Origin of the sequence: Yeosuana aromativorans, from assembly GCF_014646655.1 — a bacterium.
Classification (GTDB): domain Bacteria; phylum Bacteroidota; class Bacteroidia; order Flavobacteriales; family Flavobacteriaceae; genus Yeosuana; species Yeosuana aromativorans.
This window is the reverse complement of record NZ_BMNR01000002.1, coordinates 711,802-727,967: the sequence shown is the minus strand read 5'-3', so window position 1 is coordinate 727,967 and position 16,166 is coordinate 711,802. Positions and strand designations below refer to the sequence as shown.

Sequence of the window (16,166 nt, the reverse complement as noted above, 5' to 3'; positions counted from 1 at the left end):
AATTAAGAATTATGACACGTTTTAGAACAGATAAAGAAGAAAATTACACATCTCAAAACGATTTTCATCGTGAAGATGCGTATTTGAGAGCACAAAAAAAAGTAAAAAAGATTGTTGGATTCTATTGGCATTTGGCATCGTATGTTATTGTCAATTTATTTTTGCTTTTTTTAATCGGTAGGAATAATGACAACTTTTGGAGTTTCGGAACATTCTCCACGGCCATTTTTTGGGGAATTGGGCTATTTTTTCATTTCCTAGGCGTCTTTGGGCCCGATTTTCTTTTTGGTAAAAACTGGGAACAACGCAAGATCAAAGAGTATATGGAAAAAGATAAAAAGAAATGGGAATGAACACAATCATTATTGAAGACGAAAAGCCCTCAGCTAGAAGGTTGCAACGCATGTTGAGCAGTTTGGGCATTGAAGCCAATACCATGTTGCATTCCGTAGAGGAAAGCATTATATGGTTTCAAAACAATGCGCATCCCGATTTGATTTTTTTGGACATCCAATTAAGTGACGGTTTATCCTTTGAAATATTTGAAGCCATCGACATCAAAAGCGCCGTTATTTTTACCACAGCCTATGATGAGTATGCTCTGCAAGCCTTTAAGCTCAACAGTATAGACTATTTGTTAAAACCCATTGATGACGATGAACTGGCAAAAGCCATAAAAAAGTATCAGGAACGCTTGCCACAAAAACAAGCCGTGACCTTGGATTTTAACGACATAAAAAAACTATTGGTCAATCCCATTGACAGAGACTATAAAAAACGCTTTTCGGTAAAAGTGGGGCAGCATTTAAAACTCATTAATATTGAGGACATTGAATGTTTCTATAGCGAAAACAAAGGCACGTATTTGTACACAAATGAAGGGCGTAGTTATTTGTTGGATACCACCTTGGAACTTTTGGAAAATGATTTGGAACCCCAAACGTTTTTCCGCATTAGCCGTAAGTTTTTTGTAAACATCAATGCCATTAAGGATATGGTTAGCTATACCAACTCCCGGTTACAAATTAAGTTAAACACCTATAATGATGATGAGGTAATCGTGGCACGCGAGCGAGTAAAGGATTTTAAGGCCTGGTTGGAATAGTTATTAATGGTTTTGAAAAGGAAGCTTTCTTTTTAACTTCTGTATGGAATTTAATTAGTTTATTTCTTTTTTTATCAAATTCAAAATAGCATCTAAATCTTGCATTAAAGGATTATAGTGCGCTTTTTCTGTTGCGTAACAAGTAAGAATAAACATCAAGACGTTATTTTCAAATTCTGTGGAATTTAACAATCCTAAATTGCTAACATCCGTTTCGTTTGTTGGCAAACCAATATTGTCATAAATCCCTGCTTGTTTAAAAATGGTTTTTAGGCTATTTTCATTGGTTCTAAACATATCAAGCACCTTTTCTCTTTGAATACTAAGTTCTTCTTCTTGCCTGGAAATGTCTTCCATAGTTGAAATCCAGTTTGTTAGCTGTTTTCTCAATTGCGTGTTTGACAGGTTTTTTAAATTACCTGAGTTAACCATTTCTTGTAAAAGGGAATTGTTTGGGTTAAAGGCAATGTCCTTGGAAAAAGTATTGTATAATAATTTTGAAAACGTGGCTTCAGATATGGGATTATTTTTTGTGTTGGTGTGTTCCAGTATTTTTTTAGCTCCTGCATAATTGCTTTGGTTGACCGCTATCAATTCTGTTAGTTTGCTTTTGCTTGTTTGAAACTCTTCCTGTAATCCCGCTAAATAGGTTTGTTCATTTTCTTTGTTTATCCTGTTTTGATTGCCATTATTGATGGCGAGCGCAATCAATATGCCAATAACCACTAAAATGATCTCTCCCAAAGCATAAACCAAATATTTGGTGAACTTGTTTTCGGACAATAGATTTTGTCTAACCTTTCTGAATAATTGTACCATATTTTTAAGTTTCAGTCTGGTTTTTACCACCTTTTATCAGTAGCCATATTGCTAAAGCCATTTCACCAACAATACTGGGGATGGCCACAAGAGCCAAGAATAAAGATTGATAGTTATGGTAGTTTGCAAGTAAAAAATGGGCTGCTGTATCAATCATGTAGATCAAGCCTGCAATGCATAAAAAAAGCGCAATGATAACCGGTTTTTTAAGTATTCTGCCAAGAAGGATTAAGTGTAACCCAAAAAAGAACAAACCAATTAACCAAATAGTATTGAACATGTCAATTTGCTTTAAAATTTCAGGAGCTGTTGTTGACGTCAATGCCATTGGAAGTGCAAATATGGCAGCACCCATGATAGCGGCATGCATCATCCTAAATAAGGTACTTAAGCCAGATAAGAAATGGCTTTGGTATAATTTATAAAGCGCCCATGCAACAACAACATCAAAAACAACAACAACTAAAAATGCCAGTATTCCAAATCTGACAATAAGCTGATTATTTTGAATGGTTTCAACGGGAGACTTGGTAATGGATTCAAGTACAAAGAAATTGGCGAATATCGCAGCGAAAAAAATTATCAGATAGCTAACGCCAGCAATTATTGACAGGTTTCTCGAATTCATATTTGGTTAATCTTAAATGGCTTCATGCGGACTCGTTTTGATTGTCTGTGTCCAATTGTTAACGAATTTAATTAAAAATTCACATTAACACAATTCCCATAGATTTTAAGGCCTGGTTGGAGTAAACAAGATGTTTTTTTAAAAGTTTCGTCTAACGTTTTACGCGCTTTTGTCTATAGGTTTTATTCATTTAATGACCAAATCAGGGCTTTTTCTTTTGTTGCTCTGAAAATTGTGTTATGTTTCTCATTTGGCTCGTCCGAATATTTCCAAGTCAATTTTTGTGGAGAACTCTCTTTCAAGGTTTGTTCCACTTTATTGGTGAATTCTGAAATATCTTCTGCACTTGAACCCGCAAACCATAGCTTTAATTTTTGGTCAGGGAATTTAGATAATAATGAATCAGCGTTTTTTGTTAAATAGTGGTCATTCCACCACAGTGAAGGATCCATGGCAATATAAAAATCGAATGTTTTTGGTTTTGTAAAAAATGTTTCCATAACAAAAAGCCCTGCAAGGGATTCTCCGATAATTCCTTTTCTGCTTGTTGTTCTATATTTTTTATTTATTTCAGGCATTAACTCTTCCGAAATAAATGCCCTAAAATCTTTTGCTCCATCCGTTACTGGGCAAAATTGTTTGTCATATTCGGCTTCTGAAAAGCCTGATAAGTCTCGTCCTCTTTCTGTATTTTCAATTCCAACCAATATAAATGGTGGTATTTTATTTTCAGACAATAATTTTTCCAATGTGTTGGCTATATGAGGAAAGTCTTCTTTAATGCCGCCATCTGGCATATAAAGTACTGGGAAACTGTCAGTGGATTCTTTATAGTTTGGTGGTGTCCAAATGTTAATTACCCGGTTTTCATTCACGAATTTTGAAGCAATGGTTAAAGTATCGTGTTGTGGAATTGGGTCGTTATAGATTGTTCCTTTGCTCTTACAGCTAATTGTCAAAGCTGCAATAAATGAAATGAAGATTATTTTTTTCATATGTCTGTTTTTTTGTTCGTTTAATGCGATGATATGAATTGTTTTAATTGTTTATATCAGCAGTTACTGAAACACGTTCAGCACAGGTAAACGAAGTTAGTTAAAAATTCTTACAAAGGCAATGGCTATAGGTTTTTTAAGTCCCTACTTTTGTTATTATTCTGTTAAGTATCAGGACTTTTTACTGGATTTTATTGGTGTTCCATATATAAATGATAGCTTTGTGCCTATTTTTTAACAAGAAAACAAAATTTATGAGTCAAGTAAAAGCAAATGATACGGTAAAAGTTCATTACACAGGAAAATTAAGCAACGGTCAAGTGTTTGACAGTTCAGAAGGCAAAGAGCCTTTAGAAGTAGCCTTAGGACAAGGCATGCTGATACCTGGTTTTGAAAAAGCCATCATTGACATGAAAGTAAACGACAAAAAAACGGTGAATATTCCTAAAGAAGAAGCCTATGGTGATATTCAACAAGAGCTGTTCCATAAAGTGGATAACAGCCAATTGCCAGAGGAGATCAAGCCAGAAATTGGTATGGGATTGACCTCAAGAAGTGAAGATGGCAGGGAATACCAATTCAGGGTTGCCGAGGTGAATGAAGACCATATCATTGTTGATGGCAACCATCCATTGGCCGGTCAAGACCTTACGTTTGATCTAGAGCTTGTTGAAATCAAATAAGCGCACAATACATAATGATATAAAAAGCTTGGGTTCTGCCCAGGCTTTTTTGTTTTAAATGTTAAAATATGTTTAAACCGTTTGGATAGCTCGGAAATAAAGGGTATAATGTAGTATATCAATATCATACAAAATAGTACATATTACTTCAGTGCGTTTGTGAATTCAACACAATTTCAATACGTACAACTATTTAAAATTTGAATTGGTATAACATTCAAAAATTACGTTTAACCTTTTAAAATTTAAAAACATTATGGGAAAAGAAAGTAGTGCCGTATTAGGCATATTAGCAGGAACAGCAATAGGAGCAACATTAGGTATTTTGTTTGCGCCTGACAAGGGGTCAAATACCAGACAGCGTATAGCAGATGAAGCTTTGGCAGTTAAAGATAAAGTAGCAGAAGAAGCTGATCATCTAAGGGAAAAAGTGGCAGACACCGTTTCTGGCAATAAAGAAGCAACATTGGACCAACAAATAGAGGCAGTCGTGTCAAACATGAGCCATAAAACAGACGATGTCATTACCTCATTGGAAAAAAAACTGAGCGAACTGAAGAGTAAAAACAAAAAATACCAAAAAGCAAAATAATGAACATTTTTGAATCTGTGAATGAAGCATCCAAAACAATAACCAACAATGGTGAAACTTACATTAAAAAATCTCAAGAGTATTATACCTTAAAAGTATTTCAACAATTAAGCATTTCTATCAGTTTGGTAACAAAAGTATTGGTTATTGGTGGTTTACTATTTATAGCCTTGGTCTTTTTGGCCTTTGCTTTGGCCATGTTTATAGGAAACAGTTTAGGAAATCTTGCTTTGGGTTACGTTATAACGGCTTGTATTTTTCTGTTAGTAACAGGTGTTATTTATTTAAAAAGAGCATTTATAAACAACATGGTAATCAAAACGCTATCCATTAAATTTTTTAATTCGTAGTCTATGAAAAACTATCAATCGTTTCATGATATAGAACAGGATTTAAAGCGCTTAAAACTGGAACGGCACATTGCTTTAGAAGAAATGAAGCTGTCTAAAAACAAATTAAAAGACAACTTTTACCAAAATAGCTGGTTGAATTTGGCTATAGGTGTGGCCGGAAAATATGGTTTTTATGTGCTCTTAAAACGGTTTATTAAATAGAGTAGGGCAAGGCGTCAATTTTTCATCATCCGTTTCATGGCTACCCATTGTTTAAGCATGGTTCTGGCTTCTTGTGCAGGATAACCCAATACGGTTTGGCCTGCAGGAACATCGTTCATAACTCCAGAACCGGCACCAACCGTAGCACCCGAGTGTATGGTTGTGTGGTCTTTAATAGAGGCACTACCGCCAATGATAACGCCATCACCAAGCGTAACAGATCCAGCTAGTCCACTATGGCCTGCCATAATGCAAGAACGTCCCATAACACTATTGTGGGCTACTTGCACTAAGTTATCTATTTTACAGCCGTCGCCAATAATTGTGGAACTGAATTTGGCTCTATCAACACAGGAGTTAGCACCAATTTCTACATAATGCCCTATGATTACATTGCCTATCTGGGGTATTTTTACCAAACCACGTCCGTCGTCGCTTGGCCTATAGCCAAATCCATCGGCACCAATACTTACATTGGTATGAAAAATACAATGGTTTCCAATAATGCAACGTTCACGGATTACGGTACCAGACCAAACAGTTGTGTGGTCGCCAATAATGGTTTCGTCAAACACACATACATTGGGGTATAATATGACTCCGTTTCCTAAAACAACATCTTTCCCTACGTAACAATTAGCACCAATTTTACAATCTTCTCCAAGAATAGCTGATGGGTGAATCACAGCCGTTGGGTGGATATTAGTATCAAATTCGGGTGAGCAAGGATTAAAAAGTTCCAATATTTTTGCCATGGCTAAATCGGCATTCTTTACGCGAATTAAAGCACGGTCTTTGCCAGGTTCAATAACCAACGTGTCATTAACAATGGCGATACTGGCTTTTGAGTCTTGCCAAAGTTTCACGTATTTGTTGCTTCCAATAAAGGTGATATGGTTGATTTTTGCTTTTTCTAATTGTTCTGGACCGTCAATACGTTGACAGGTATCACCTACCAACACTCCATTTAATAGGGTATTGAGTTCTTGGATTGAATACGATTTCATAAAGTGAATGCTATTATTTAGAGGTTAGTTTGTGTAAAACTAAACGAAAAAAAGCAGGATAAGTTGTTTTCGAGGGGTTTTATTCCTCAATCCTGTTTTCATCAAAGGCAGATGGCAACAGTTTGGGAATGAATTTTACAAACAATGGCAACAAAATAGCACCACCAGGCAATATGAAAATGGCTAGGCTTGGTATGGATTTCATGATATCCATTAACTGATCTTGTACTTTTTTCTGTTCGTCTTCAGTCAATGTCCTTGTGGTTGATTGTGTAAGCAAAACCATGAGTTCTTTACTTTCCCTCAGTTCATTCAACAAGCGTTTACTGTTTCTTTTAATGAGGTTAATGACCATTTTACTAGAGTTGTCGTAAAAACTTTGGATCATGTTTTTTGAGCTCAGCAATGCAACTTTATCTTTGTTGAGTATATAAAACGTATCAATGTCTTTGATGGATTCTTCAATGATTTCAGGTTTGAGCTTAAGGTCATGTCCTAAGGTGTTTAATACCTTTTGTTCTTCACTGTCAATAATTTTATCGGTCCAAAAGGCCATACAAGCTATGTCAATGATGTAATATTTGCCCAATTCAGTTGTAATACTTTCAATGACATTAGTATAGGTCAATGTGCTTTTATTGTGGTAGCGTAAAGAAGATTCAAATAGCTTGATTAAGCTTTCGTCGTATTTGGATTTGTCTTTTTTTGTGTCAAATACCATTAATACAATCGTTTCAATGGCAGCTTCAAGTTCTTGTATATAGGCTTCTGAAATCTTATTCGATTTTAGATACTCTTGATAGGCCAACACATCAACAAAAAGTAAGGCGTTTGTGATAAAGTAATTGAAGTTTTTGGTGAGGATGTTATCATCAATTTGAACCCTTTTATTGATCATGTCTTCCAATAAGGCCGCTGATTTTTTCCGACCTAAAAATCCTTCAAAAAAAGAGGTTTTGTAATCATCAATAGCATGATAAAAACCAATGATGCTATCTATGATATTGGTTGTGGTTTTAGAATTATGGTGAATATAATAAAAGGCCAAAAACAGATTGATTTTGCCTAATTCCTCGTGGGTGAAATCATTGTTTTTAATGGCATCATTGACAACCGATACGTTACTTCCATAAATAAAACCACTGGTTTTTAGTTCCCTATAAAAATTATTTAGGGACAATTGTAAATAACCGTCATTTTCTGAAAGCTCTTTTATAAGTTTTTTTATCCAGCCGTTTGCTGATGGATTCATGATACTAAATTTAAGTAGGTAAAATTACACCATATTTATAAATAGAAAAAAATGAATTTAACTATTGGGGTTTTCTAGTTCTTTCACTAACTGTTTGATCATTAAAACACCTTTATGTAATTGGTCTTTTGATATGAATTCATTGGCTCTGTGTGCTTGCTCAATAGAGCCAGGGCCACAAATGATAGTGCGGAATCCGGCTTTAGCAAATTGACCAGCTTCAGACGCATAGGAAACCGTACTCCATTCGTGGTTTCCTGTAATATTGCGCAACAGTGCCACTACATCATCGTTTTCATCGGTGTTTAATGGTGGCACCGGTGGATGGTTTTCTTTCAAAGTTATTTTAAACTCAGGAAAAATAGGTCTCAGTTCGCGTTCCCTATTTTGGCAATACATTTTTAGTTCCTTAAAAATGTCTAATGCGTTGTCCTGTGGAATGGACCGAATATCCAATGTTAAAAAAGCTTTGTCTGCAATGATATTGGGGGCAATGCCGCCTTTTATAATGCCTACATGTAAGGATGAGTGAGGTGGATCAAATCGGACGTCCAGTTTGTTCAAATCAATACGCGATTGCATGTTTTCTTCGGCCCACATCGTTAGCCTGGCGGCTTCATGAACAGCACTTACTTCTTGTTTAATTCTACTGCTATGCCCAGCCGAACCGTTAATTGTGATATCAAGAATGTAAATACCCTTTTGGCCTATAATGGGTTGTAGCATGGTGGGTTCGCCAATGATAGCATATTGAGGAGTTTCAATATACGTTGATTGAATGCTTTCAATAAGCTCTGGCGCACCAAGGCATCCAATTTCTTCGTCATATGAAAAAGCAAAATAAATAGGGACTTTAAGATTGCTTTTTATCATTTTGGGCAATACGGCTAAACAACAAGCAATAAAGCCTTTCATATCACAACTGCCTCGGGCGTACAATTTGCCATCGCCTTTATCAACCAATTTAAACGGATCCGTTTTCCAATCTTGCCCTTCCACGGGAATCACATCGGTATGTCCTGAAAGTATCACGCCACCATCAACGGCCGGCCCTATCCGGCAATGTAAGGATGCTTTATCTTTTTTTTCGTTAAATACCAAGGTTGTTGAAACACCATACCCTTCAACATATTCTTTAATCCAATTAATGATATCCAAATTAGGTTCACCTCCCAATACAGGAAAGGCTATTAGTTTTTCCAAAAGCGTTTCAACGGTCATAATATGAATCTTAATGGTTACAAAGGTAACCTTTCAAGTTTATAAGCGAATCTATTTTTGTTAACAAAACTTTAACAAAACCGCTATTGATATTACTTCGTAGGTAAGGCAGAGACCAATTAATAATTAACAAAAATCTCAAAATTATGAAAACAACAAAAATTATTTTAAGTGCCGGAGTTCTGGCAATTGCAGGCTTTTTTATGATTGCAGCCGATCATATTGATGCACCTGCCGTACAAGGTGGTACAAGTGATATCACCGATTTTTATGCCTTTCAAGGCGAAAACACCGATAACCTGGTGTTTGTAGCCAACGTGCAAGGGTTACTTAGCCCAGGCGCCACAGGAAGCGCCATGTTTGATGAGAACGTCATGGTAGAATTCAATATTGACACCACTGGTGACAATGTTGAGGACTTAGTAATCCAAGCCATTCCCAGAGATGGAAAAATGTATTTCTTTGGGCCAACAGCACCTTCACAAACTGGTATTAACAGTAAAGTTGAAACCATGTCCAACAACGAATCCTATGTTGCAATCACCCCTTACGGCTCCAATGCTATTGTGGGTAGCAATAATGGAATGAAATTTTTTGCAGGCCCAAGAGATGATCCATTCTTTATGGACTTTGCCCAGTATAGTGCCATTATTGGCGGTATGGCTAGCAGCTTTAACAATCCTGGTAGCGATACGTTTGCCGGAACCAATGTGATGTCCATTGTAGTTGAAGTACCAAAAACCATGATAGGCGGTTCAGGAACTATCAATACATGGGTAGAATCAAAAAGAAAACAATAATAATACATAAATCAAATACTATGAAGACTATAAAAATATTAGCGACTGCCGCATTGTTTACACTTACAATGTTTAATTGCAGTAATGACAATGATGATAAGATGACTCCAATGGACCCTGACTTTTCTGGAACCTACACACAACAAGATCAAATTGGAAGACCAGCCGTCAATACGGTTTTTGTGTCGAGCTCCAGTAAAGATGCGTTTAATGTTACTACTCCGTCACAGCAAAATGCTATGTTTCAAAGTATGTTTCAATCTAATTTAGAAGCACTCAGCCCTGCTTATGCAAATGCCGGCGACAAGAATGCCTTAGGGTTAGATGCGGCTACATTTACTGGCTTATTGGCCACAGATGTTTTAAATGTCTCATTGGATGGAACTACTACATTTTATGATGGTACTAATGTATTGACGGGACGAGCATTAAATGATGATGTGATCACTGTAGAATTGCTACTGATTTTTGGTGGTGAAGACTTTAGTGAAAACCCTGGATTATCTGACGATCATGTTGATGGTAACGACAAAGCCTTTTTGACTTCATTTCCATATTTGGCATCGCCTTGGTAGATGCTGTCTTATCAGGGCATGTTCTCACTTACATGCCCTGAAATTTTAATCTCAATAACAACAAAACAACAACACTATGAAACCAATATATAACCTAGCGGTCATGGCTTTATTATTAGCCATAACAAGCTGCAACAAAGCAACACAAAAGATTACCAATAGCAAAGATTACAATGCCTATTTGAACACTAAAGAGAACGAGATGTTGCAATTAGCACAAAACGATTACACATTTTGGGAAAAAAAGCTAGAAAAAGAACCGAATCAGTTTCCGTATTTGGTTAAAGCTGCAACATCTCAATCTTTAATTTTTAAGGAGACAGGTAATATAGAAGACCTTATAGAAGCAGGACATAAATTAGAAGAAGTCAATAAAAGGACAAATTATTCCAAATCGGGGTATTTAAGGGCTCTGGCACGAAATAATATTTCACAACATCAGTTTAGAGAAGCTTTAAAACATTTAAAAAAAGCGGAACTGATTGGAGAGAGCTTAAAAGCCACCCAAAAAATGTTATTTGATGTGTACTTTGAGTTGGGCAACTATGCTGAGGTTGAAACCTACTTGGATAAGATTGAAAATTACAAGGATTTCGACTTTCTCATACGATTGTCAAAATGGAAAGACCACCAAGGTGATTTGGATGCTGCTATTACCTATTTGGAAAAAGCCGCACAAATGGCAGAGGCCACCAAAAATAAATGGACCATGGAATGGGTGTACACTAACCTTGCTGATTTTTACGGGCATAACGGGCAGGTTGAAGATTCCTATAACTATTATTTAAAATCCCTTAAAATCAATCCCAATGATGCCTATGCTAAAAAAGGGATAGCATGGATTGTGTATTCATACGAGCATAACCCCAAGGAAGCCTTACGGATTTTAGATGCCATTTCAAAAACTAATGCATCACCATCGTATTATCTGTTAAAAGCCGAAATAGCCAAATATATGGGCGATGTAAAAGCAAAGAATGACAACTTGAACGCCTATTTTACTGCTGTAAATAATAAAGCTTATGGCAACATGTACAATAAGTATAATGCCATTTTATATTCCGAGGATTTAAATCAGATCCAATCAGCGCTTAGCATAGCCAATACTGAAATTAAAAACCGACCTACACCGCAGTCTTATGACCTACTGGCCTGGGCCTATTACAATCATGGTGATGCCAAAGAAGCCTTGAAAATCATGGAAGATCACGTGGTTAATAAAACCTATGAACCCCATACATTGTACCATTTGGCTGAGGTGTATAAAGCTAACGGAAATGAAAAAGAAGCCGAAAAGTTAAAAGAAGAATTGCAAAAAAGCACATTTGAATTAGGACCCATTGTAACAGAAAAAATAAACAATATTTAGTTTTAAAAAAGCACATGAAAGTATCAATCCTTTTAACGATTGTCATGTCAATGACTATAATAAATATGGCGTATTCTCAACAAATAAAAGGGCTGGTTGTGAATGAAAGTAGCCAGCCTTTGGAGGGTGCTTATATTTATAACCTAAATTCGTTAAGCCATACCCATTCATCTGAAAACGGGACCTTTGTTTTGGATAACACAACTCTGGGTGATTCCCTGCAAATAGGGCTTTTGGGTTTTAAGACCAAGAATATGGTTTTAAATGCAGTTAATTTTAATTCAAAGCTAACGGTTGTTTTAGAAGAAAAAGCGCTTGAGTTGAATGAATTGGTCATTTCACAAACCTTAAACCCTGTGAGTACTATTTCACGATTGGATTTAAAAACAAATCCAGTAAACTCATCTCAGGAAATTTTGAGGAAAGTCCCCGGACTTTTTATTGGCCAGCATGCAGGAGGCGGTAAGGCAGAGCAGCTTTTCTTAAGAGGATTTGATATAGATCATGGTACCGATATAGCTATTTCAGTAGATGGAATGCCGGTCAATATGGTATCGCACGCCCATGGTCAAGGGTATAGCGATTTGCATTTTGTTATCCCCGAAACTATCAATAAAATAGATTTTGGAAAGGGGCCGTATTATGCCAATCACGGAGACTTTGATACGTCTGGATACGTGGATTTTTCAACCAAGGATTATTTAAAGGAAAGTTCTTTGACCGTATCTGCAGGCCAATTCAACTACATAAGAACCTTGGGGCTTTTCAAATTACTTGAAGATACCAAAAACCAAAACGCCTATCTGGCAACAGAATATTTGGCAACCGATGGTCCTTTTGAGTCGCCACAAAATTTCAACCGTTTGAATTTGTTTGGGAAATATGTGGCATTTTCGCCAAACAACGATAAGCTATCGGTCATCGTATCGCATTTTACAAGCCGATGGGATGCATCAGGACAAATTCCGCAGCGTGAAGTTGAAAACGGGTACATTTCCCGGTTTGGTTCTATTGATGATACCGAAGGCGGTACAACACATCGTAGTAATGTTAATGTTGAATTGGACAAGCATCTTTCAGACGATACATCTTTAAAAATGAATGCCTTTTATTCCCAATACGCATTTGAACTGTATTCCGATTTTACGTTCTTTTTGGAAGACCCCGTAAATGGTGATCAAATACGGCAAAAGGAAAATCGACAAGTTTTTGGCGCCAATACAGATATTAAAAAAGACACCTATTTGGGCAAGACTCCCTTAACCATAACGTCTGGTTTAAGTTTTAGGCACGATATAGTTGATGGTATTGAACTGTCTAAAACCTTAAATAGAACGACTACTTTAGAGACTTTAAAACTGGGGGACTTAAACCAAACCAACATCAGTGGATTTACAAAAGCAGAATTTGATTTTGGAAAATTCCGTGTAGCCCCAGCCTTGCGATTGGATTATTTCAAGTTTTTGTACAATGATAAATTGCAATCCACGTATACCGTTCAAACGGAAACCAAAACGATTGTTTGTCCTAAACTGAACTTTTTCTATAATGCCTCAAGCAATTTGCAAGTGTATTTGAAATCAGGAATCGGATTTCATTCTAATGACACCAGAGTAGTAGTGAGTCAGCTAGGTAAAGATATTTTGCCCAAAGCCTACGGTATGGATCTTGGAACACTGTGGAAACCCACACCAAGATTATTTTTAAATTCAGCCATTTGGTATCTGTTTTTAGAACAAGAGTTTGTGTATGTGGGTGATGCTGATATCGTAGAGCCTAGTGGCAAAACAGAGCGTTTTGGTTTGGACTTTGGCTTGCGTTACCAATTATATGACTGGTTGTTTTTTGATACCGATGCCACCTTAACTCATGCCAGAAGCACAGAAGACCCTAAGGGACAAAACTTTATTCTGTTGGCTCCGGATTTTACCATGACAGGTGGACTGGCTGTTCGTGATTATCATGGATTTTCAGGTGGATTAAAGTATCGATATCTTGATGATAGACCTGCTAATGAAGATAATAGTATTGTTGCAAAGGGCTATTTTGTCACTGATTTTAATGCTAATTATGGTCTTAAAAACCTAACCTTGGGAGTGATGATTGAAAATATTTTTAATACCGAATGGAACGAAACACAATTTGCAACGGAGTCAAGGCTTAAAAGCGAATCCCAACCAGTTGAGGAAATCCATTTTACACCCGGCACTCCTTTTAGTATTAAGGGAGCGGTAACGTATAAGTTTTAAAAAGGAGAGAATGTGAAAAGAAAAAACCAAGCAAAAGCTTTCATTTATTATTTAAGGTTGTATTAGTTTTTGGTTTTTGTTGGTTTGTTTGTCGAAAGGCGTCTGCATCATGCAGGCGCTTTTTGTTTTCAGGAAACCTGTTTTCAATTATGGTTATCGGTCATTGAGGCCCTTTCCATCCAAAATTTTTGGAATGCACGCCTCAATTCTTGATTCACGGGTTTTAGATTGTTTGGCTTTTGAGAAATGGAGCAAATAGCCTCTTTGACGACCGGGCGTTAAAGCTTCAAACGCCGATTTTAATTGTGGGTCTTTATCGAATTTAAGTTGTAGCTCCTTGGGAATATCATAGTCTGAAGTGGTTTTCATTTTGACCGTTAATCCAGCTTTTTCTATCTCTATGGCTTCAAAAATATAAGTTTTGATAGTTCTTTCAAGATGTTCAATATCATTAATATTAGTAAATCGTATTTGGCGTGCCGCTTGCACATTTTCTGTCTGTTGGATTAAAATATGGTCCATGTCTTTTAATAAAGCGCCTTTGTGAAACAATAGGGCACAATAGTCCTTAAAACCATGAATTAAAACAATATTATGGTTTTGAAAAGTATAACAAGGATGCATCCATTTAAAGGTTTCGGTTAGACCGCAGTCAAGACAAATGTTTCTCAAAGCAGTCATTTCCTTTTGCCATGTGGTGGCTTTCTCCAAAAATAAATCAATCTTAGAATTCATATATTTTTTCTGCTAGATTGTGGCAGATAATTAAAGAATATTGCAATGATAATAAACAAAATCAGTCTAAAGATCTAGTGTCCTTTTATTTATATAAACTCACAAGAATAGAGCTATTCCTATTCCAATCAATAAAAAAGAAATAATTAGTAATGTTTGCAATGTTTTTGTTTTTCCTTTTTTAGAAAGCCAAATTCCTAACATAATTTTTTGTTTTTGATTACTAGTTGTGTTTTATGATGTTGCCGTTACTGTTCCCAATGTATATAATTGGTCTAACGTTGGACTTTCACTTCCGCCAGCTGGCTCCAAGGTGATTCCAAAAGCCTCAGAATCATTGGCGTTTTCAATGGTGAATATTTTGTTTTCGTCGGTTTTAAAGTTATCCAAAGTGCCTAAGCTAGTTGGTGTTAATGGGTTGAGTTTTAAGGACCATACTTGATATACTTTACCTTCAGGCGGCGTGGGTAGGCCTTGAACATCCAAATAGATGTTGTTGTTGCTTTTGTCCCAATACACTTTGGCATACGCATCAGGATATACCGCTTGACCGGCAAGAGGCACGGATATAATATTTCGATCTCTTAATACTGCAATCAGTTTTTTGGATTCGGTTAAACTTTTATTGGCTTTTTCTATTTGAAATTCTAAAAACTCATTTGTGGATTGCGTGGTACTGATTTGGTTTTTAAGCTGATTGTTTTCATTGGCCAACCAAAAGAAGCCAATGGCAAATAAAATACATGCTGCCCAACCTGTAAAGCTGTACCATTTATATCTGGTTTTTGGTTTTAGGGTAATGACCTTATGGTCTGTATCCTCAAGGCCTAATCGTACTTTAACAGTATCAAACGCTTGTGTTTTATCAGGTGAAGCAGCCTCGGTTAATGTTTTTATGGCAGCTTCAATTTTTAAGACTTCGTCTAAAATCTCAGGATGCTTTTGCATGAGAGCATAGACTTCCTGATTTTCTTTTTCAGAAAGCGCTCCTGCAACGTACAGTTCCAAAATTCCAGAGTCTATGTAATCCTCTATATCCATTTTAAATTTTGAGCATGAGCCTTAGCTCATTGATGCAATTTCTGTTCCTTGTTTTTATGGTACCAATGGGCATGTCCAAAGTTTCTGAGGCTTCTTTTTGGGTATATCCCTTAAAATATAACAGCTCAATGACTTCAATGCATTTACTGGCCAGTTTAGATACATATTTTTTTATACCCAAGGCATCTGTTTTATTATCCAAGTTATCTTGGTCTTGCAGAATATCTACGAAAAATTCTGCATTGAGGTTTTTGCTAGTGTTCTTAAAACTTTTCGAGCGTGTTTTGTCAATGGCAGCATTTCTGGCAATATTTAAAATCCATGTAAAAAAGCGGCCTTTTTCAATTGAATAGTTACTGGCATTGTGCCATGCTTTTATAAACACATCTTGCATAACCTCTTCTGCTAAATCGTAATCCCTAACAATATTGTATATCACGCCGTGCATGCTCTTACTGTACATATTATACAATGATTCAAAAGCTTTGACGTCTTGTTGTTGGAATTTTTCAACTAGTAAATCTAAATGCATGCAATGTGT

General features: G+C 36.3%; 19 protein-coding genes. 10 read left to right on the top strand and 9 right to left on the bottom strand.

The window, feature by feature from the left end; genetic code table 11:
* The first annotated feature begins 11 nt into the window (after positions 1-11).
* Positions 12-353 (top strand): 2TM domain-containing protein, encoded by a 342-nt coding sequence (locus IEW94_RS06615; RefSeq protein ID WP_188651218.1) that lies wholly within the window; start codon positions 12-14, stop codon positions 351-353.
* Positions 350-1,105: a LytR/AlgR family response regulator transcription factor gene (locus tag IEW94_RS06610; protein ID WP_188651216.1), complete on the top strand. Its 756-nt coding sequence runs from the start codon at positions 350-352 to the stop codon at positions 1,103-1,105. The genes IEW94_RS06615 and IEW94_RS06610 overlap by 4 nt, the downstream gene beginning before the upstream one ends.
* Before the next feature lie 54 nt (positions 1,106-1,159).
* Here the strand turns inward: IEW94_RS06610 and IEW94_RS06605 are convergent, their stop codons facing one another.
* The 3 genes from IEW94_RS06605 to IEW94_RS06595 form a co-directional block, all read right to left on the bottom strand.
* A complete protein-coding gene (locus IEW94_RS06605; protein ID WP_188651214.1) occupies positions 1,160-1,924 on the bottom strand; it encodes a DUF6090 family protein in 765 nt (254 codons plus the stop codon).
* Between the two features lie 4 nt (positions 1,925-1,928).
* On the bottom strand, positions 1,929-2,552 hold the full coding sequence (locus tag IEW94_RS06600) for a DUF4386 domain-containing protein (RefSeq protein WP_188651212.1): 624 nt from the start codon (positions 2,550-2,552) through the stop codon (positions 1,929-1,931).
* Positions 2,553-2,734: 182 nt separating this feature from the next.
* Entirely contained in the window at positions 2,735-3,547 is an 813-nt protein-coding gene (locus IEW94_RS06595) for an alpha/beta hydrolase (protein WP_188651210.1), read from the bottom strand.
* Between the two features lie 254 nt (positions 3,548-3,801).
* Here IEW94_RS06595 and IEW94_RS06590 point away from each other — a divergent pair, with 254 nt between their 5' ends.
* From IEW94_RS06590 to IEW94_RS06575, 4 genes are all read left to right on the top strand, one after another.
* On the top strand, positions 3,802-4,230 hold the full coding sequence (locus IEW94_RS06590) for an FKBP-type peptidyl-prolyl cis-trans isomerase (RefSeq protein WP_188651208.1): 429 nt from the start codon (positions 3,802-3,804) through the stop codon (positions 4,228-4,230).
* 256 nt (positions 4,231-4,486) lie between these two features.
* The gene (locus IEW94_RS06585; RefSeq protein WP_188651206.1) at positions 4,487-4,822 is read left to right on the top strand and encodes a YtxH domain-containing protein; all 336 of its coding nucleotides are present in this window, start codon (positions 4,487-4,489) and stop codon (positions 4,820-4,822) included.
* Positions 4,822-5,172 (top strand): hypothetical protein, encoded by a 351-nt coding sequence (locus tag IEW94_RS06580; RefSeq protein ID WP_188651204.1) that lies wholly within the window; start codon positions 4,822-4,824, stop codon positions 5,170-5,172. The genes IEW94_RS06585 and IEW94_RS06580 overlap by 1 nt, the downstream gene beginning before the upstream one ends.
* Positions 5,173-5,175: 3 nt before the next feature.
* Positions 5,176-5,376, top strand: a complete 201-nt coding sequence (locus IEW94_RS06575; protein ID WP_188651202.1) for a DUF6327 family protein — start codon at positions 5,176-5,178, stop codon at positions 5,374-5,376.
* 14 nt (positions 5,377-5,390) lie between these two features.
* On the opposite strand, the gene lpxD is transcribed toward IEW94_RS06575, so the two are convergent.
* From lpxD to argE, 3 genes are all read right to left on the bottom strand, one after another.
* Positions 5,391-6,383, bottom strand: a complete 993-nt coding sequence (lpxD, locus tag IEW94_RS06570) for a UDP-3-O-(3-hydroxymyristoyl)glucosamine N-acyltransferase (protein ID WP_188651200.1) — start codon at positions 6,381-6,383, stop codon at positions 5,391-5,393.
* A 79-nt stretch (positions 6,384-6,462) separates the two neighbouring features.
* Positions 6,463-7,635, bottom strand: a complete 1,173-nt coding sequence (locus tag IEW94_RS06565; RefSeq protein WP_188651198.1) for an LETM1-related biofilm-associated protein — start codon at positions 7,633-7,635, stop codon at positions 6,463-6,465.
* Between the two features lie 57 nt (positions 7,636-7,692).
* Positions 7,693-8,856 carry an acetylornithine deacetylase gene (argE, locus tag IEW94_RS06560; RefSeq protein ID WP_188651196.1) on the bottom strand — a complete coding sequence of 388 codons (1,164 nt, stop codon included), beginning with the start codon at positions 8,854-8,856 and terminating at the stop codon, positions 7,693-7,695.
* Between the two features lie 146 nt (positions 8,857-9,002).
* On the opposite strand from argE, the gene IEW94_RS16970 reads away from it, so the two are divergent.
* The 4 genes from IEW94_RS16970 (at position 9,003) to IEW94_RS06540 (ending at position 13,849) form a co-directional block, all read left to right on the top strand.
* Positions 9,003-9,656, top strand: coding sequence for a DUF4331 family protein (locus IEW94_RS16970; protein WP_188651194.1), 654 nt, complete (start codon positions 9,003-9,005; stop codon positions 9,654-9,656).
* 20 nt (positions 9,657-9,676) lie between these two features.
* Positions 9,677-10,231: a DUF4331 family protein gene (locus IEW94_RS16965; protein ID WP_188651192.1), complete on the top strand. Its 555-nt coding sequence runs from the start codon at positions 9,677-9,679 to the stop codon at positions 10,229-10,231.
* Positions 10,232-10,307: 76 nt separating this feature from the next.
* Positions 10,308-11,600, top strand: coding sequence for a tetratricopeptide repeat protein (locus IEW94_RS06545; RefSeq protein ID WP_188651190.1), 1,293 nt, complete (start codon positions 10,308-10,310; stop codon positions 11,598-11,600).
* 14 nt (positions 11,601-11,614) lie between these two features.
* Positions 11,615-13,849, top strand: coding sequence for a TonB-dependent receptor (locus IEW94_RS06540; RefSeq protein WP_188651188.1), 2,235 nt, complete (start codon positions 11,615-11,617; stop codon positions 13,847-13,849).
* A gap of 153 nt (positions 13,850-14,002) precedes the next feature.
* Here the strand turns inward: IEW94_RS06540 and IEW94_RS06535 are convergent, their stop codons facing one another.
* The 3 genes from IEW94_RS06535 to IEW94_RS06525 all read right to left on the bottom strand — a co-directional run bounded on the left by IEW94_RS06535 (position 14,003) and on the right by IEW94_RS06525 (position 16,157).
* Positions 14,003-14,584, bottom strand: coding sequence for a YdeI/OmpD-associated family protein (locus IEW94_RS06535; RefSeq protein ID WP_188651186.1), 582 nt, complete (start codon positions 14,582-14,584; stop codon positions 14,003-14,005).
* A gap of 234 nt (positions 14,585-14,818) precedes the next feature.
* Positions 14,819-15,625, bottom strand: coding sequence for an anti-sigma factor (locus tag IEW94_RS06530; RefSeq protein ID WP_188651184.1), 807 nt, complete (start codon positions 15,623-15,625; stop codon positions 14,819-14,821).
* Between the two features lies 1 nt (position 15,626).
* Complete coding sequence (locus tag IEW94_RS06525) at positions 15,627-16,157, bottom strand: RNA polymerase sigma factor (RefSeq protein ID WP_188651182.1); 531 nt, start codon at positions 16,155-16,157, stop codon at positions 15,627-15,629.
* Between the last annotated feature and the right edge of the window lie 9 nt (positions 16,158-16,166).